The 17513-nt window shown below is 64.5% G+C and carries 14 protein-coding genes; 8 read left to right on the top strand and 6 right to left on the bottom strand.

What is annotated here, in order from left to right:
• Positions 1-18 precede the first annotated feature (18 nt).
• The 6 genes from aceE (at position 19) to AC51GR_RS06080 (ending at position 8491) form a co-directional block, all read left to right on the top strand.
• Positions 19-2784, top strand: a complete 2766-nt coding sequence (aceE, locus tag AC51GR_RS06105) for a pyruvate dehydrogenase (acetyl-transferring), homodimeric type (RefSeq protein ID WP_496323704.1) — start codon at positions 19-21, stop codon at positions 2782-2784.
• Positions 2785-2895: 111 nt separating this feature from the next.
• Positions 2896-4194, top strand: coding sequence for a PucR family transcriptional regulator (locus tag AC51GR_RS06100; protein WP_496323703.1), 1299 nt, complete (start codon positions 2896-2898; stop codon positions 4192-4194).
• A 163-nt stretch (positions 4195-4357) separates the two neighbouring features.
• Positions 4358-5266 carry an ACP S-malonyltransferase gene (locus AC51GR_RS06095; protein ID WP_496324101.1) on the top strand — a complete coding sequence of 303 codons (909 nt, stop codon included), beginning with the start codon at positions 4358-4360 and terminating at the stop codon, positions 5264-5266.
• 135 nt (positions 5267-5401) lie between these two features.
• A complete protein-coding gene (acpM, locus tag AC51GR_RS06090) occupies positions 5402-5713 on the top strand; it encodes a meromycolate extension acyl carrier protein AcpM (protein WP_496323702.1) in 312 nt (103 codons plus the stop codon).
• 6 nt (positions 5714-5719) lie between these two features.
• Entirely contained in the window at positions 5720-6985 is a 1266-nt protein-coding gene (locus tag AC51GR_RS06085; protein WP_496323701.1) for a KasA/KasB family beta-ketoacyl-ACP synthase, read from the top strand.
• 54 nt (positions 6986-7039) lie between these two features.
• Positions 7040-8491 carry a carboxyl transferase domain-containing protein gene (locus AC51GR_RS06080; RefSeq protein ID WP_495515402.1) on the top strand — a complete coding sequence of 484 codons (1452 nt, stop codon included), beginning with the start codon at positions 7040-7042 and terminating at the stop codon, positions 8489-8491.
• A gap of 111 nt (positions 8492-8602) precedes the next feature.
• On the opposite strand, the gene AC51GR_RS06075 is transcribed toward AC51GR_RS06080, so the two are convergent.
• The 5 genes from AC51GR_RS06075 to AC51GR_RS06055 all read right to left on the bottom strand — a co-directional run bounded on the left by AC51GR_RS06075 (position 8603) and on the right by AC51GR_RS06055 (position 13943).
• Entirely contained in the window at positions 8603-9121 is a 519-nt protein-coding gene (locus AC51GR_RS06075) for a DUF3145 domain-containing protein (protein ID WP_496323700.1), read from the bottom strand.
• Between the two features lie 140 nt (positions 9122-9261).
• Positions 9262-10077 (bottom strand): serine hydrolase domain-containing protein, encoded by an 816-nt coding sequence (locus AC51GR_RS06070; protein WP_496323699.1) that lies wholly within the window; start codon positions 10075-10077, stop codon positions 9262-9264.
• A gap of 92 nt (positions 10078-10169) precedes the next feature.
• Positions 10170-11306 (bottom strand): NDMA-dependent alcohol dehydrogenase, encoded by a 1137-nt coding sequence (locus AC51GR_RS06065; RefSeq protein ID WP_496323698.1) that lies wholly within the window; start codon positions 11304-11306, stop codon positions 10170-10172.
• A 156-nt stretch (positions 11307-11462) separates the two neighbouring features.
• On the bottom strand, positions 11463-13064 hold the full coding sequence (gene fadD5, locus AC51GR_RS06060) for a fatty-acid--CoA ligase FadD5 (RefSeq protein ID WP_496323697.1): 1602 nt from the start codon (positions 13062-13064) through the stop codon (positions 11463-11465).
• Between the two features lie 63 nt (positions 13065-13127).
• The gene (locus tag AC51GR_RS06055; RefSeq protein ID WP_496323696.1) at positions 13128-13943 is read right to left on the bottom strand and encodes an enoyl-CoA hydratase-related protein; all 816 of its coding nucleotides are present in this window, start codon (positions 13941-13943) and stop codon (positions 13128-13130) included.
• Positions 13944-14118: 175 nt separating this feature from the next.
• Between AC51GR_RS06055 and AC51GR_RS06050 the strand changes: the two genes are divergently transcribed.
• The gene (locus tag AC51GR_RS06050; protein WP_496323695.1) at positions 14119-15390 is read left to right on the top strand and encodes a TetR/AcrR family transcriptional regulator; all 1272 of its coding nucleotides are present in this window, start codon (positions 14119-14121) and stop codon (positions 15388-15390) included.
• A gap of 19 nt (positions 15391-15409) precedes the next feature.
• On the opposite strand, the gene AC51GR_RS06045 is transcribed toward AC51GR_RS06050, so the two are convergent.
• Positions 15410-16228, bottom strand: a complete 819-nt coding sequence (locus tag AC51GR_RS06045; RefSeq protein ID WP_496323694.1) for a hypothetical protein — start codon at positions 16226-16228, stop codon at positions 15410-15412.
• 136 nt (positions 16229-16364) lie between these two features.
• Between AC51GR_RS06045 and AC51GR_RS06040 the strand changes: the two genes are divergently transcribed.
• Positions 16365-17504 carry an acyl-CoA dehydrogenase family protein gene (locus AC51GR_RS06040; RefSeq protein WP_496323693.1) on the top strand — a complete coding sequence of 380 codons (1140 nt, stop codon included), beginning with the start codon at positions 16365-16367 and terminating at the stop codon, positions 17502-17504.
• Positions 17505-17513: the final 9 nt, after the last annotated feature.

The following is a 17513-nucleotide window of genomic DNA, read 5'->3' as shown; positions in this document are numbered from 1 at the left end:
GAGGAGAAAGAGCACGCAGTGACTGACAGCAGTAACGCCCCAAAGAATCAGGCCCGTGTTCGGGTGATCCGGGAAGGTGTCGCGTCGTACCTGCCCGACATCGACCCGACCGAGACCGATGAATGGCTCGATTCATTCGATGGTCTCCTCGAGCACGCCGGGCCCGGCCGCGCACGGTATCTCCTGCTGCGTCTGCTCGAACGCGCCGGCGAGAAACGGGTGTCGATTCCGGCGCTCACCTCCACCGACTACGTCAATACGATCCCGACCGAGAACGAACCCTGGTTCCCGGGCGACGAAGAGGTCGAGCGCCGCTTCCGCTCATTCATCCGGTGGAACGCCGCGGTCATGGTGCACCGCGCCCAGCGTCCCGGCGTCGGCGTCGGCGGGCACATCTCCACCTACGCGTCGTCCGCGGCGCTGTACGAGGTCGGCTTCAACCACTTCTTCCGCGGCCAGGACCACCCCGGTGGCGGCGACCAGATCTTCATCCAGGGCCACGCCTCCCCCGGTATCTACGCCCGCGCCTTCCTCGAAGGCCGCATCGACGAATCCCGCATGGACGGCTTCCGCCAGGAGCATTCCCACGCCGGCGGCGGCCTGCCGTCGTACCCGCATCCACGCTTGATGCCCGATTTCTGGCAATTCCCAACGGTTTCCATGGGCCTGGGTCCCATGAACGCCATCTACCAGGCGCGCTTCAACCACTACCTGAACGACCGGGGTATCAAGAACACAGAGGATCAGCACGTCTGGGCATTCCTCGGCGACGGTGAGATGGACGAACCCGAGTCGCGCGGCCTGGCGCATGTCGCGGCCACCGAGGGTCTGGACAACCTGACGTTCGTGGTGAACTGCAACCTGCAGCGTCTCGACGGCCCGGTCCGTGGCAACGGCAAGATCATCCAGGAACTCGAGTCGTTCTTCCGCGGTGCCGGTTGGAACGTCATCAAGGTGATCTGGGGCCGCGAGTGGGACTCGCTGCTTCAGAAGGACCGCGACGGTGCGCTGGTCAATCTGATGAACAGCACCCCCGACGGCGACTACCAGACCTACAAGGCCAACGACGGCGCATTCGTGCGCGAGCACTTCTTCGGGCGCGATCCGCGCACCAAGGAGCTCGTCAAAGACCTCAGCGACGCCGAGATCTGGCGCCTCAAGCGCGGTGGTCACGACTACCGCAAGGTGCATGCGGCGTACGCATCGGCACTGGCCCACAAGGGACAGCCGACGGTCATCCTGGCCCACACGATCAAGGGCTACACGCTCGGCAAGCACTTCGAGGGCCGCAACGCCACGCACCAGATGAAGAAGCTGACACTCGACGATCTCAAGGACTTCCGGGACAGCACCCGCATCCCGATCAGCGATGCCGAGCTCGAAAAAGACCCGTACCTGCCGCCGTACTACCACCCCGGGGCCGACTCCCCCGAGATCCAGTACATGCTCGATCGCCGCAAGCAACTGGGCGGGTTCCTGCCTGCGCGGCGCACCAAGAGCAAGGTGCTCAAGCCCGACACCAGCGGCGCCATCAAACTCGCGGCCAAGGGTTCGGGCAAGCAGCAGGTCGCCACGACGATGGCCATCGTGCGCATCTTCAAAGAATTGATGCGCGACAAGGAGATCGGCAAGCGACTCGTGCCGATCATTCCGGACGAGGCCCGTACGTTCGGGATGGACTCCTGGTTCCCGACGCTCAAGATCTACAACCGCAACGGCCAGCTGTACACCTCGGTCGACGCCGAACTGATGCTCGCCTACAAGGAGAGCCCCGAGGGCCAGATCCTGCACGAGGGCATCAACGAAGCCGGATCCACGGCGTCGTTCACCGCGGTCGGTACCTCGTATGCCACCCACGATGAGCCGATGATCCCGCTGTACATCTTCTATTCGATGTTCGGGTTCCAGCGCACGGGCGACGGCCTGTGGGCCGCCGCGGACCAGATGGCCCGCGGATTCGTGCTCGGCGCCACTGCCGGTCGCACCACCCTGACCGGTGAGGGTCTGCAGCACGCCGACGGTCATTCACTGGTGCTGGCCTCGACCAACCCGGCGGCGGTGGCCTACGACCCCGCGTTCGGTTACGAGCTGGCACACATCATCTCCGACGGCCTGCGGCGGATGTACGGCGAAGATCCCGAGAACATCTTCTACTACATCACCATCTACAACGAGCCGATCACCCAGCCTGCGCAGCCCGAAAACCTTGATATCGCAGGCCTTCTCAAGGGCATCTACAAGTTCGCCGATGCCCCCGAGGGCAAGCAGTACCCGGCCAACATCCTGGTCTCGGGTGTCACGATGCCGAGCGCTCTGAAGGCACAGCAGTTGCTGGCCGACGAGTGGAACGTCGGGGCGAGCATCTACTCGGTGACGTCGTGGGGCGAGCTGGCCCGGGACGGGGTCGAGTACGAGAAAGCAGCGTTGCGTGAACCTGCCGGCAGTCATCCGCAACCCTTCGCCACGGAGGTCCTTGCCGATACCGACGGACCGTTCGTTGCGGCGACCGACTACATGCGGGGTGTGCCGGAACTGATCCGTGCCTGGGTCCCGGGCACGTACCTCACCCTGGGAACCGACGGTTTCGGATTCTCCGACACCCGACCGGCCGCTCGCCGCTACTTCAACGTCGATGGTGAGTCCATCGCGGTCGGTGTCCTCTCGGCACTGGCGCGCGACGGCCATATCGACATCAAGGTTGCCGCCGAGGCTGCCGAGAAGTATCAGATCGAAGATGTACTGGCTGCTCCGAAGCAGACCAGCGATCCGGGTCCCGGCGCCTGATCGTTCCGCACCCCCCCACCGACCGCCCATCCGTCACCCGACGGGTGGGCGGTCGGCGGTTGCGGTCGTCATGTTTCCCAATCGGGCGCGCCTCTGACATAGATTGAAGCCATGACTGAGTCCCGTACGGGTGATCAGCCCGTAGGCGATCTCTTCGGCCCGCGTGGCGCCCACGTCCCGGCACCGGCGAATGTTCACGACGCCCTGCCGGACACCCTGCTCCGCCGGGTGAAGCAGTACAGCGGACGACTGGCCACCGAAGCCGTTCACTCGATGCAGGAACAGTTGCCCTATTTCGAGGATCTCGAGGCGGGTCAACGGGCCAGTGTCCAGCTCGTGGTCCAGACCGCGGTGGTGAACTTTGTCGAATGGCTCCAGGATCCCGAGGGCAACGTCAAGTTCACGGTGCAGGCCTTCCAGGTGGTCCCCCAGGACCTCGCCCGCCGGATCAGCCTGCTGCAGACCGTCGAGATGGTCCGCGTGGCGATGGAGTTCTTCGAGAAGTGGCTGCCACTTCTGGCCCGCAACGACGCCCAGCTCCGCGCCCTGACCGAGGCCGTCCTGCGCTACGGCCGTGAGATCGGGTTCGCCGCCGCCTCGATCTATGCATCCGCCGCCGAATCCCGCGGCGCCTGGGACTCTCGACTCGAGGCGCTGGTCGTCGACGCCGTGGTCCGCGGTGACACCGGCCCGACCCTGCTGTCCCGGGCGGCGGCACTCAACTGGGACACCGAGGCCACCGCCACCGTCGTCGTGGGGATGCCGCCACCCGAGCGGAACGTCTCGGTACCCCTGGCCGTGCACAACACCGCACGTCAACACGGCCGCGCCGCACTATCGGTGGTTCAGGGCAGTCTCCTCGTCGCGATCGTCAGCGGCCCGGTGCCGCTGGACGACCCTTTCATCACCGATCTGCTCCTCCTTTTCGCCGACGGCCCGGTGGTCATCGGTCCCACCAGGCCCAACCTGGGGGCCGCCCACGCCAGTGCCATCGACGCCCTGGCCGGCATCGAGGCGGTGGCCGGTTGGCCCAGTGCGCCCCGTCCCGTTCACTCCCTCGAGCTCCTGCCCGAACGCGCACTGCTCGGCGATCAGGCCGCGATGACCACATTGAGCGATGCTCTGGTCAAGCCACTCGCCAAGGGCGGTGACACCCTGACCGCCACCCTTGACGCCTACCTCGATTCCGGAGGATCCGTCGAGTCGTGTGCGCGTCAACTATTCGTTCATCCCAATACTGTGAGATATCGACTAAAAAGAATTTCGGACATTACTGGTCGCGATCCGATGAACCCCCGTGATGCTTACGTTCTGAGAGTCGCAACAACTGTGGGCAGATTGGCACGGGTCAGACACGACATGCGCACAATTTTCCCTACAGTCACACCAGCCACAGGTTCGAACGAGTAAAAACTACGGTTGTGCATCAATTCACATCGATGTAACGGATATCGGTGAGGTGACGATGCAGGCACGCTGTTGTGCACTTTTGTGGAGTTCCCACAAAGGCGTCGCCGAAGGTTCATTGCGTCCAGCACCTTCATCGAGGGCGAATAGGGTGTTCTCTGATCAGGTGCTCACCTTGCTTGCGCCCGGACAGGGCTCTCAGACCGTCGGAATGCTCACGCCTTGGCTTGAGCTGCCCGGCGCACGCGACCAGGTTGCGTCCTGGTCGAAGCTGACGAGCCTTGACATCGAACGCCTCGGAACCACCGCCACGGCCGACGAGATCACCGACACCGCAGTCACACAGCCGCTGGTTGTGGTCTCGGCACTGCTCGCCTACGAGGAGATCAGCAAGCGCTCTGCGTTGCCCTCGGACACCCTGGTCGCCGGCCATTCCGTCGGAGAGTTGGCCGCCGCCGCCATCGCCGGCGTGCTGACCGCCGATGAGGCCGTGTCACTGGCCGCGATCCGCGGAGCCGAGATGGCCAAGGCCTGCGCCCTCGAGCCCACCACCATGGCCGCCGTCCTCGGTGGCGATGAGGCAACCGTGCTGGCCCGCCTCGAAGAACTCGATCTGGTTCCCGCCAACCGCAACGCGGCCGGGCAGATCGTGGCCGCCGGAGCCGTAGACGCGATCGATGAATTGATCGCCAACCCGCCGGAGAAGGCCCGTATCCGCAAGCTCGCCGTCGCCGGCGCATTCCACACGCGGTACATGGCTCCGGCCCAGGACGCCGTGGCACGTGCCGCAGCCGGCATCACGCCGTCACAGCCGACCCGACCGCTGCTCTCCAACTCCGACGGGGCACCGGTCAAGGACGGCCGTGACGCACTCGATAAACTCGTTGCTCAGGTCACCCGGCCCGTGCGGTGGGACCTGTGCTCGCAGACCATGCGCGAGCTCTCCACCACCGGATTGATCGAGCTGCCCCCAGCCGGAACACTTGCCGGCATCGCGAAGCGTGAGCTGAAGGGAACACCGACCCTCGCGCTCAAGACCCCCGACGACCTCGCGGGCATCACCGAACTTGGATAGCGACGGCGGCACGCCTGTGCCGTCGTCCCCGGGAGATGTAGGAGAGCACAGTTGCTCGCCACATCCGTCCAAAGCAGCGCATCAGCACTGTTCTCCGGAAAACACTCGCAACACGAATATGAAGGGAGCCACACAGTGGCCGCCGCCCAGGAAGAAATCATTGCCGGACTCGCTGAGATCATCGAGGAGGTCACCGGCATTGAACCCTCTGAGGTGACTGTGGAGAAGTCGTTCGTCGACGACCTCGATATCGATTCTCTGTCGATGGTCGAAATCGCAGTGCAGACCGAAGACAAGTACGGCGTCAAGATCCCCGATGAGGATCTCGCCGGACTGCGCACCGTCGGTGACGCCGTCAACTACATCCAGAAGCTCGAAGCCGAGAACGCCGATGCCGCCGACGCCATCCGCGCAAAGCTCGACTCCGACAAGAACACCGGTGAGTGACAGACTGTGACTAACTCTCTTCGCGATTACTCCACCCTCGGCGGGAATTTCCCGAACGTGGTTGTGACCTCCATGGTCGCGACCACCTCCATCGGCGAAGACCTCGATTCGACGTGGAAGGGTCTTCTCGCCGGAGAGAGTGGCATCAAAACCCTCACCGATGACTGGGTCGAGGAGTACGAGCTTCCCGTCCGGTTCGGTGGGCGTCTGGTGAAGGATCCGTCGACGGAGGTCTCACGGGTCCAGGCCCGTCGCATGGCCTACGTCGAGCGGGTCGCCTATGTCATGGGTAAGCGTCTGTGGGCCCAGGCCGGCGAACCCGATGTCGACAAAGAGCGCCTCGGCGTTGTCATCGGTACCGGCCAGGGCGGCGCTGACGCGCTCATCGAGGCCTACAACTCGATGCACACCACCGGCAACTACCGCAAGGTCTCCCCGCTCGCCGTACCGATGGCCATGCCCAACGGCCCGGCCGCGGTGGTCGGACTCGAGATCGGCGCCAAGGCCGGTGTGATCACACCCGTCTCGGCCTGCTCCTCGGGTTCCGAAGCGATCGCGCACGCCTGGCGTCAGATCGTCATGGGTGACGCCGACATGGTCGTCACCGGTGGCGTGGAGGGTCATATCGACTCGGTGCCCATCGCCAGCTTCGCGATGATGCGTGCGATGAGCACCCGCAATGAGGATCCGGCGTCTGCGTCTCGTCCGTTCGACAAGGACCGGGACGGCTTCGTCTTCGGTGAGGCCGCGGCCATGATGGTCATCGAACGCGAAGATCACGCCATCGCCCGGGGCGCGCACATCCATGCGCGGCTACTCGGTGCCGGGATCACCTCCGATGGGTATCACCTGGTCGCACCTGATCCGGAGGGCACCGGCGCCGCTCGCGCGATGACGCGCGCACTCCAGACCGCAGGACTCGGCAAGTCCGACATCACGCACGTGAACGCGCACGCCACGTCCACGTCGGTCGGTGACACCGCCGAGGCCCTGGCGATCAACATCGCGGTGGGCAACCACGCAGCGGTGTACGCACCGAAGTCTGCCCTCGGGCATTCCATCGGCGCAGTGGGTGCGCTGGAGTCGATCCTGACGGTCAAGGCCGTTGAGGAGGGTGTCATTCCTCCGACGCTCAATCTCGACAATCAGGATCCCGAGTGTGACATCGACGTCGTTCACGGCGAGCCCCGTTACGGACAGATCGACTACGCCATCAACAACTCGTTCGGATTCGGTGGGCACAACGTTGCGCTCGCCTTTGGGCGCTACTGAACCCACCGCCCCTGAGCCAGTTCTCTGGCGGGCGCTGAAGATCTAAGGAGACTCATGACCACCATGGCCCCGATCACACAGCAAGAGGAATCCATTGATCCTCGGGATCCCTTGCTGCGGTTGACCAATTTCTTCGACGAAGCATCCATGTCGTTGCTGCACCCCCGCGACAAGTCGGGTGTGCAGGCCGCCGTCGGGCGGGTGAACGGTGTCCGCACCGTCGCCTACTGCACCGACGGCACCGTAATGGGCGGGGCCATGGGGGTGGTGGGCTGCAAGCACATCGTCAACTCCATCGATACCGCCATCGCCGAGCAGGCCCCGGTTGTCGGGATCTGGCATTCCGGTGGTGCCCGACTGGCCGAGGGCGTCGAAGCCCTTCATGCCGTCGGCCAGGTGTTCGAGGCGATGGTCCGGGCGTCCGGATACATCCCGCAGATCTCGATCGTCGTCGGCTTCGCCGCCGGCGGCGCGGCCTACGGCCCGGCACTGACCGACGTCGTCATCATGGCGCCGGCCGGCCGCGTGTTCGTCACCGGCCCGGACGTCGTCAAGAGCGTCACCGGCGAGGTCGTCGACATGGAGTCGCTCGGCGGGCCGCTCACCCACGGCAAGAAGTCGGGCGTCTCGCACATCACCGCAGACTCCGAACCCGACGCCTACTGGCGTGCCCGTCGCCTGATCGGAACCTTCGGTCAGCAGGGACATTTCAGTCGGCAGAAGGCCGAGGCCGGCGATACCGACCTGCGGGCCCTGATGCCCGAATCGAACCGTCGTGCATACGACGTCCATCCGATCGTGCGGGCCCTGCTCGACACGGACGTGGCTGCGGACGGCGAAACCGAGATCTCGAGTTTCGAAGAGCTGCAGGCAAAGTGGGCACCGAACATCACGATCGGTTTCGGCAGGCTCTCCGGACGCAGTGTCGGCGTCATCGCCAACAACCCGCTGCGCATGGGTGGCTGCCTCAACTCCGAGAGTGCTGAGAAGGCCGCTCGGTTCGTCCGTCTCTGTGACGCGTTCGGCGTTCCGCTGATCGTGATGACCGACGTCCCGGGCTACCTGCCCGGTGTCGGCCAGGAATGGGACGGCGTTGTGCGTCGCGGCGCCAAGCTGCTGCACGCGTTCGCCGAATGCTCGGTCCCCCGCGTCACCCTGGTCACCCGCAAGATCTACGGTGGCGCCTACATCGCGATGAACTCGCGGGCCCTGGGCGCCACGGCAGTCTTCGCGTGGCCCGGTTCCGAGGTCGCCGTGATGGGCGCCAAGGCCGCGGTCGGCATCCTGCACAAGAAGGCACTGGCCGCCGCACCCGACGACGAGCGCGAGGCACTGCACGATCGCCTGGCTGTCGAGCACGAAGCCATCGCCGGTGGCGTTGGCCGTGCGCAGTCGATCGGCGTGGTCGACGAGATCATCGACCCGGCCAAGACCCGCAGCATCATCGCCGAGGCACTCGCTTCGGCACCGGCTCGCCGCGGACGCCACAAGAACATCCCCTTGTGATCTGACGCGGTGATCTGACGCGATGATCTGACAAAGACACATGAAAGCGGGCCCGGACTGAAAAGTCCGGGCCCGCTTTCGTGATGGTGTCGTGTGCCGGCGTTGTGCGGATCAGCCGACGCGCTGGTGCAACCAGGTGACCTCGGCGCCCGCGCCACCCATGCGGAAGGGCTCCAACGCCTCATCCCAGGCCGTGCCCAGCGCGGCATCGAGCGCACCGGCGAGTTCCATCCCGTCGGCATGCGATGCCATCAGTGAGCGCAACTGCAACTCACCGACGATCACGTCACCGTTGGCGCTCATCGACCCCCGCCACAGACCGAGTCCGGGGACGAAGCAGAACCGTTCGCCGTCCACACCCTCGCTGGCGTTCTCGGTGATCTCGAAACGCAGGGCCGACCACTCGCGCAGAGCGTTGGCCAGGCGCGCACCGGTACCCACCGGTCCCTGCCAATCGACGGTGGCCCGCTGCAGACCTGGGCTGGCTTCCTGTGCCGACCACTTCAGATTCGCGCGGGCATCAAGAGTCGACGAGAGCGCCCACTCGACATGCGGGCACAACGCGACCGGTGCGGAATGTATAAAAACCACACCTGCCGTTACGTCCGCAAACTGATTAAGGTTGCGCACTTTCCACCTCCGGTTTCGACGAGGAACGTCTTCCCCAACGCCTGGCGAAACCACGGTAGATACCACACACTTGTTATTTATTGTGCCTCATGTGACCCGTGTTGCGCTAGTGTCCCATGGGTATTGAGTGAAAATAGTTTTCAATCGGAAAGAACTGACACCAGGGAATCGTTGAACTCGCTCCACAGCGGTTTCGCCCAGGCACCGAAGGCCCGATCGGTGAGAACCACGCATGCCGCCGACAGCGCCGGGTCCACCCACAGGAACGTCCCCGACTGACCGAAGTGACCAAAGGTCTCCGGGCTGTTCCGGCTCCCCGTCCAGTGCGGGCTCTTGTGCGACCGCAGCTCGTAACCCAGTCCCCAGTCGCAGGGGCGGTGCTTGCCGTATCCCGGGACGAATCCGTCCAGGCCCGGGAACTGCACCGATGTCGCCTCGCGGAACAGATCCGCGGAGACCAGCTCGGGTGCGAGCAGTTCCGCGGCGAACGCGGCCAGGTCCGCGACCGTGGAACGCGCGCCGTGACCGGCCGAACCCGCCAGGCCGGTCGAGGTCATCCCGAGGGGTTCACAGACGGCCTGCTCGAGATATTCCGGGAAAGCGATGTCGGCCTCGGTTTCGATCAGCTCGGCCATCACCTCGAAACCGGCGCTCGAGTAGATGCGCTGCTCCCCCACCCCGGCAACCACTTCGCGGGTGCCGAAGTCCAGGCCCGAGGCGTGCGTCAGCAGATGCCGCACAGTGGAGCCGGGCGGGCCGGCCGGCTGGTCGAGTTCGACCGCCCCCTCCTCGACCGCGACCAGCGCCGCGTGCGCCGCAAGCAGTTTGGTGACCGACGCGAGCGCGAACACCTGCGTGGTGTCACCGTGTTGTTCGATCACCTGTCCACCGGACACCACCGCTGCCGAGACGTGATCCACGGGCCAGCTGTCGAGTTGTTTGAGCATGGTGCCCATGCCATCACGCCGGGTGCGTGCGCGGCAACTGACTCGGGCCGGTGAGTGGTTGTTGCCACTCACCGGCCCGTGGCCATCTCAAAGCCGAGCGATCAGACGGTGCGGTCCTCGTCGGTGAAACGAATCACGCCGCGAATGTTCTTGCCGTCCAGCATGTCCTGGTAGCCCTCATTGATCTGATCGAGGCGGTACTGCCGCGTGACCATGTCGTCGAGGTTGAGCTTGCCCATCTTGTACAGCGAGAGCAGCTGCGGGATATCGATCTTCGGGCTACCACCACCGAAGATGCTCCCCTGCAGATTCTTCTGGAGCAGGGTCAGCATCGCGAGGTTGAGCGTCACCTCGGTCTCCATCATGTTGCCCATACCGGTCAGCACGCAGGTGCCGGCCTTGGCCGTGATGCCCATCCACAGGTCGACATCCTTGCCGTGCACTTCACCGACGGTGACGATGACCTTCTTGGCCATGCCTCCGGCAGTCACCTCGGCAATCGTCATCGCGGCCTCTTCAACGCTGGCGAACGCGTGGGTCGCGCCGAACTTCATGGCCTGTTCGCGCTTCCACTCCACCGGATCGATGGCGAAGACGTTGCGGGCGCCCGAGATCACTGCGCCCTGGAGCGCAGCGATACCAACACCTCCACAGCCGATGATCGCGACGTCTTCTCCCGGCTTCACATTGGCGCTATGAGTGGCCGATCCATACCCGGTCGGCACACCACAACCGACGAGACAGGCGACCTCGAACGGGATCGACGGGTCGATCTTCACGACGGACGTCTCGTGCACCACCATGTACGGCGAGAAGGTGCCGAGCAGGGTCATCGGGTAGACGTTCTCCCCTGCGGCGGTCTGGATTCGGAACGTATGATCCGACACCGCCTCGCCCTGGAGGAGCATTGCGCCGAAATCGCACAGATTGCTCTGGCCCGATCGGCACGACGGACATTTGCCACACGACGGGATGAAGGACAGCACCACGTGGTCGCCGACCTCGAAATCGGTGACACCCTCACCGACCTGCTCGATCACACCGGCACCCTCGTGCCCGCCGAGCACGGGGAACCCACCCATCGGGATGCCTCCGGTCACCAGATGGTGATCGGAGTGGCACATGCCCGCGGCTTCCATCCGGATCTTGACCTCACTGGGCCGCGGGTCGCCGATCTCGATCTCTTCGATCGCCCACTTCTCATTGAAGTTCCTGAGCAATGCACCTTTTGTCTTCATCGAATCCTCTCAATCGCGGCACGCACGGGTGCCTACAAGCCGCCGCACCCGGCCAGGGCCGGAGAGCAACTTCGAACAGAACAGTGACCGCAATCACGGTCTTGGGAAAAGTGTAACGTGTTTCAGTTTTGCCGCCAGTGCCAGTTGGGCGACGTGTCAGTGCAGTCCGGCATCCTTGCCGCCGTACTCCTTACGAAGCGACGGCTTGACGACCTTGCCGGATGCGTTGCGCGGCAACTCATCGATGATGATCATTTCCTTGGGCTGCTTGAATCGCGCGAGGTGTTCGTTCAGGAACTCGATCAGCTCATCGAACTCGAGCGTCTGCTCCGGCTTCAGGACGACGATCGCCACCGGCACCTCGCCCCAGCGATCATCGGCCCGGCCGACCACCGCGGCCTCGAGGATCTTCGGATGCGCAAAGAGCGCATTCTCGACCTCGGCACAGTAGATGTTCTCGCCGCCGGAGATGATCATGTCTTTCTTACGGTCGACGACGTAGACGAACCCCTCTTCGTCCATTCGCACCAGATCACCGGAGTGGAACCAGCCACCGGCAAACGCATCCGCCGTCCCCTGCGGGTTCTGCCAGTAGCCTTCCATCATCGTCGGTCCGCGGTAGACGATCTCGCCGACCTCTCCCACCGGGACATCGTTCATCTCCGCATCGACCACCCGCGCCTGCACGGCAGGGATCACCTGACCGACCGAACCGAGTTTGCGTAACGCATCCTTGCCTTCGAGCACACAGGTGATCGGCGACATCTCGGTCTGCCCGAACACCGCGACGTTCACCGCGTCCGGGAAGGTGTCGGACATCGCGCGCAACACGGTGTCCGAGGCAGGCGCCGCACCCCACGAGATGACCCGGAGTTTGAGGTTGCGCGGCGTGGCCTGCTGTACCGCACACACCACCTGCCACTGCGCGGGCACCAGGAAGATCGAGGTGATCTCTTCCGCCTCGAGCACATCGAGCAACGCCTCGGGGTCGAACGCACCGAGCGGATGGATCACCGTGGGCACCCCCATGTAGAACAGCGGTGCCATCGCACCCATCGCCGCGATGTGGAACATCGGCGCCACGCACGAACCGATGTCGTCGGTCCGGATCTGCAGAGCCGAGATACAGGTCACCGCCTGCGCCTGCATGTTTGCGTGGGAAAGCATGGCGCCCTTGGGTTTACCCGTTGTCCCCGAGGTGTACATGATCATCGCGGTGGAGTTCTCCGGCACATCGATCGCCGGCAGGTCGGACGAACCCTCGGCGACGAGCGTCTCGAAGTCCAGAGCGTTCTCCACGTCGGAGGGTCCGACGATGATCAGGTGCCCCACCCCGGGCGTGCTCTTCCGGACCGCATCCGCCAGTGGAGCGAGCAGCGACTCGGTGACGACCACGGTGGCACCGGAATCGGCGATCAGGAACCCGATCTCGGGCGGTGTCATCCGGATGTTGACCGGCACCGCGATCGCACCGATCAGGTTTGCCCCGAAGATCACCTCGACGTATTCGCTGCGGTTGAGCATGAGCACCAGGACACGATCACCGAAGCGGACGCCGCGACGGTGCAATGCAGCGGCGAATGCGGTGGACCGCTCGTTCAGTTGCTTCCACGAGGTGTCCTGCCCGGCGAAGCGCAAGGCGACCGCGTCGGGCTTCATCTCCGCATGGCGACGGACATGGGTGTTCCAGTTGTTGCGCCGGGACCGGAATGGTTCCTCGACGAGATGGTCCGATTGGGGCAACGTGGTGCTCGTCATTTTCCACTTCCTTGTCGTGTGACCATTCGCCGAAATCGACCCCCGGCGATGATGATTCGATTGCTACTGAGATGCCGCTGTCGGTTTCGCCTTTTTGCCACGCGCGAATGCGGTGATGAGCGCCGCGAACTCGGGTGATTGCAAGAGCTCTGTCTGTCCCTCGGTCTCGAGCTCCAACGCCAGATCGAAGCCGGTCATGGTCTGCGCGTCGATGGCCTTCTTGGTCAACGTCAGCGCCCGCGGTGAGGCGGCCAGCAGTTTGTCGACCACCTGATCAACCTTCGGCGACAACGCTTCTGGCGCCAGGACCGCGGTCACCAAACCGTCGGCGAACGCCTGGGCCGCCGGCAACCGCTCACCGAGCAGTGCCAGTTCATTGGCCCGGGCGCGACCGACCGCCGCGGCGACTGTTGCCGTCGCCGCCCCATCCGGCATCAGTCCGATGTTGACAAAGGCGAGCAAGAAGTACGCGTTCTGGGAGGCGTAGATCAGGTCTGAGGCGAACGCGATCGAAGCGCCGATACCGACTGCTGCTCCGTCGACCACCGCGACAACCGGAACCTGCAGCGCCCGGACTGCCCGGACGACATCGGAACCGGCATTGATCGTCCGCTCGGCGCGTGCGCGGGCCTCGTCCTCAGTGGCCGGTGGCGGCGCCGTCGCCATCTCGATGAGGTCGGCACCGGTACAGAAATCCTGGCCCGGCGCCCCGATGACCACGACCCGGATCGAGGCGTCGTCCGCCCACGTCCCCAACACGTCGATCAGTTCCTGATTGGCCGCCGAATCGATCGAATTCTTCCGGGTGGGCCGGTTGATCAGAACGCGCGCAACACCCCGGTCGTCGACCGACGTGATCAGACCCTTGTCCCCTGGCATGCTCGCCACCCTAAGCTCAAATAATCACGATTGCGATGTAGATCACGTGAATCCACATTAACTTGTCAGATCTTCGCCAGACGCGTCAAGTGTTGGCCCGTCGCCCTTCCTCGCTGGTCGGCGGGACTCACCCCCTCTGCTGCAGAAGGTCTGTACCTGCCGCTAACATGGATAAATGGCTTCCGCCAACGGACGCGTCAACGACGCCCTCGCACCCGCTGCCGTCGCCCCGAGAACTCGGCAGCGACCGAAGGACCGTCGGGAACAGATAGTTCGGGTGGCTGCCGAGTCCTTCAGCGAACAGGGTTATTTCGCGACGGGTGTCGATCAGATCGCTGGAAAGGTGGGCATCAGCGGCCCGGCCCTGTACCGCCACTTCCCCAACAAATATGCGCTGTTCTCCGAGACCGTCCGCACTCTGGGCGCCGACCTTGACAGTGCGATGGCGCAGGTACCGGTCCTGCCCGGCGAGCCCGAACGCGAGTTGCATCTGCTCATCACCGAACTCACCCAGACCACCATCGAAAACCGGTCGCGCGGGGCGCTCTACCGGTGGGAGGCGCGATACCTCAATCCTGAAGACCGCCGGGACCTCGGCCGGCTGGTCGGCCGGCTGCACGCCCGCTTCGCTGCGCTTCTCGATCAGATACACCCGGAGCTGTCGGCCGGCGGCGAACCCCAGCCGGGTCGTCTCGGCACCGACGCGCAGTACCTCAGCGGCGCGGTGCTCAGCGTCATCGGATCGATCACCACGCACCGGGCATCGTTACCCCGCAAGCGGATCGAGGCGGTGATCCTCGACGCCGCGATGAATGTGTCCCGCACCGACCTGCCGCCGAATGATCCGGCCCCCTCGACCACACGACCGGCGGTGTCGGTGGGCCTGCCGATGGCGTCCAAGCGGGAGGCCTTGTTGACTGAGGCGATCCGGTTGATGAGCGCCCGCGGATTCCACGACGTGACGATGGAGGAGATCGGCGCCGCGGTCGGCATGAACCAATCGGGCGTGTACCGGCACTTCGATACCAAGGTCGCCATGCTCTCGACCGCCTTCGCGCGGGCCAGTGACCGCATCACCGCGGGGATCAGCGACGCCCTCGCCGAGTCGGCAACCCCGGACGAAGCCGTCGACAAGCTGGTCCGCAGATACGTGGACCTCTCGTTCGCGAACAGCGACCTGCTCAATCTCTACCTGTCCGAGATCGGCAGCGTGCCCGAACCGCAGCGTGTCGAACTCCGCGATCAGCAGCGTCGCAACGTCGAGGAGTGGGCCCAACTGGTCGGCCAGGTCCGGCCGGGCCTCAATCCCGTCGAGGCCCGATACCTGGTGCACGCTGCGTTCAACACCGTCCTCGACCTCGGTAACTGGGTGCGTTACGACCCCCGCCCGGCCACCAAACGCCGGATCGAGGCCGTGATGACCACGATCCTGCGCCCGCACACCTGAGCGCCGCCCGGATCGTCCGTCAGACCACCTCGAAGTCCTTGATCAGCCACTTGCCGTCCACCAGTTCGAGCGTCACCTTGACCATCGACTCGTATCGGATCCCCTCAGGCAGTTGGGCATCTGTCTGTGGCGACTTGACGGTCTGATCCATCGCCACCAACACCACCGCCGTCGTCGGTGAAATCGATTGCAGTGCAGCATCTTTGGCGTACGCCGACGCAACCGCCTGCGCGCCGGCACTGCCTTCGCGAGCCTGCCTCGAGCCCTCGATGAAGTCCTTCGCGAACGCCGGAGTCGAAATATCGGTGATCCGGGAATCGAGCTCGGCGAAGTTCGCGGAGTCGTAGGTCAGCAGTGCGGCGGCATACTCACCCGCGGCCGTGACCGCTCCGGGTCGCAATTCATCGAGTCGATCACCACCGGCGGCCCGGTTGTCGGCCTCGCGATACAGATGGGCCAGCACCCCGGTGGCGACCAGTGCGGCGACCAACAGGATCGAGAGCACCGGGACGGCCCAGCCCACTCGCCGGCGGACCGGCTCATCGCCGATCTTCCCCGACGTCGGCCCGGCGCCACGTCCCCGAGCGGACCGCCGCTGTTCGCGGGCCGCCTCCTTGGCCCGCTTTGCCTCGGCGGCAGCGCGCATCTTCTCGCGGTTGCGACGATTCGTCTCGAGGAACTCCTCCGAATCGAACGGCGACGGATCCGCCCGGACCTCCGAATCGGTGTCGGTCGCCGCGATCTCGCGATCGACCCCGGTAGCCGCGGTCGTCGCGGGTTCAGGCTTGGGCGAGTCACCGGGTTCGGCGTTTCGATCAACCTTCGCTTTCGGACTCATGCCGCCAATGTAAGCCCTCCTGCGACCGGCACCACACCACCGCTCGCTCACGTCGCGCCGGAATCCAGGTATTCCATCACATATATGTGATGTGTTACTTTCACCGTGAGTCGAACCCTATTTCAGGAGCATCGTCATGACCACTTTCACGCCCGAACAGGCCGATTTCGCCAAATCGGTCGCAGACTTCTGCGCCCGGGAGGCCGGCACCCGCGAACAGCGCGACGCTCTGACCGCCGGCGGCGCAGAGCTGCACTCGGTGGAGCTCTACAAGAAGATGGCGGACCTCGGATGGGCCGGAATCCTGGTGCCCGAAGAGTACGGCGGCGCCGGTGCCGGAAACATGGAGATGTGCATCCTGCTCGAGGAGGCAATGCGAGGCAATGCCCCGATCGGTGGCATCGGCCCGACCCTGATCACCGCTGCGGCCTACCAGAAGTTCGCCGACGAGCCGATGAAAAAAGAAGTTCTCGCCGATGTTGTTGCCGGCGAATCGCTCTCGATCTCGATGTCCGAACCCGAGGCGGGCTCCGACGTCGCCGCGCTCACCTGCCGGGCCGAGAAGGTCGATGGCGGCTGGGTCATCAACGGCCAGAAGACCTGGTGCTCCAACGCACACTTCGCCAAGAGCATCCTGCTCGTCGCCCGGACGGATCGCACCGGCAAGAAACACGAGGGCCTGACCCAGTTCCACATTCCCGCGGGTACCGAAGGCCTGGAGATCAGCGGCATCGACACGCTCGGCGGCCGCGAGGTCAACGACCTCTACTTCACCAACGTGCGCGTGCCGGACAGCGCGGTGGTCGGTGAGGTCGGCAACGGCTGGAACCAGCTCATGAGCGGACTCAACACCGAACGCCTCATCCTGGCCGCGATGCAACTCGGCGTCGCCGAACGTGCATTCGCCAATACCCTCGAGTTCGTCAGTGAGCGCAAGCAATTCGGTCGCCCGGTGGGTACCTTCCAGGCGCTGCGGCACCGCCTGGCAGACCACGCCACCGAGATCGAATGCACCAAACTGCTCGTCTACAGTGTGGCCGCACAGTCGGATGCGAATCCGAAGAAAATGCTGCCGCGCGAGGCGTCGATGGCCAAGCTCAAGGCCACCGAGGTCTCCAAGGCGATGACCATCGACGGCATGCAGATGATGGGTGGATACGGGTACGCAACGGAGTTCGATGCGGAGCGTTTGATGCGGGGTGCGATCATTTCCACCGTGTATGGCGGAACCAATGAGATCCAACGCGACATCATCGGCAAGACCTACGGTCTGTAACTTGCTCTG

It is taken from the genome of Williamsia sp. z71, assembly GCF_059553375.1.
The sequence above is the reverse complement of the archived record's forward strand: the minus strand, read 5'-3'. Positions and strand labels throughout refer to the sequence as shown.

Bases quoted from the DNA above. Each gene is read 5' to 3' on its own strand.
- AC51GR_RS06040 (WP_496323693.1), top strand. From the start codon at position 16,365: ATGACCACTTTCACGCCCGAACAGGCCGATTTCGCCAAATCGGTCGCA.
- fadD5 (WP_496323697.1), bottom strand. From the start codon at position 13,064: ATGACGAGCACCACGTTGCCCCAATCGGACCATCTCGTCGAGGAACCA.
- AC51GR_RS06100 (WP_496323703.1), top strand. From the start codon at position 2,896: ATGACTGAGTCCCGTACGGGTGATCAGCCCGTAGGCGATCTCTTCGGC.
- AC51GR_RS06065 (WP_496323698.1), bottom strand. From the start codon at position 11,306: ATGAAGACAAAAGGTGCATTGCTCAGGAACTTCAATGAGAAGTGGGCG.
- AC51GR_RS06050 (WP_496323695.1), top strand. From the start codon at position 14,119: ATGGCTTCCGCCAACGGACGCGTCAACGACGCCCTCGCACCCGCTGCC.
- AC51GR_RS06055 (WP_496323696.1), bottom strand. From the start codon at position 13,943: ATGCCAGGGGACAAGGGTCTGATCACGTCGGTCGACGACCGGGGTGTT.
- AC51GR_RS06080 (WP_495515402.1), top strand. From the start codon at position 7,040: ATGACCACCATGGCCCCGATCACACAGCAAGAGGAATCCATTGATCCT.
- AC51GR_RS06045 (WP_496323694.1), bottom strand. From the start codon at position 16,228: ATGAGTCCGAAAGCGAAGGTTGATCGAAACGCCGAACCCGGTGACTCG.
- AC51GR_RS06070 (WP_496323699.1), bottom strand. From the start codon at position 10,077: ATGGGCACCATGCTCAAACAACTCGACAGCTGGCCCGTGGATCACGTC.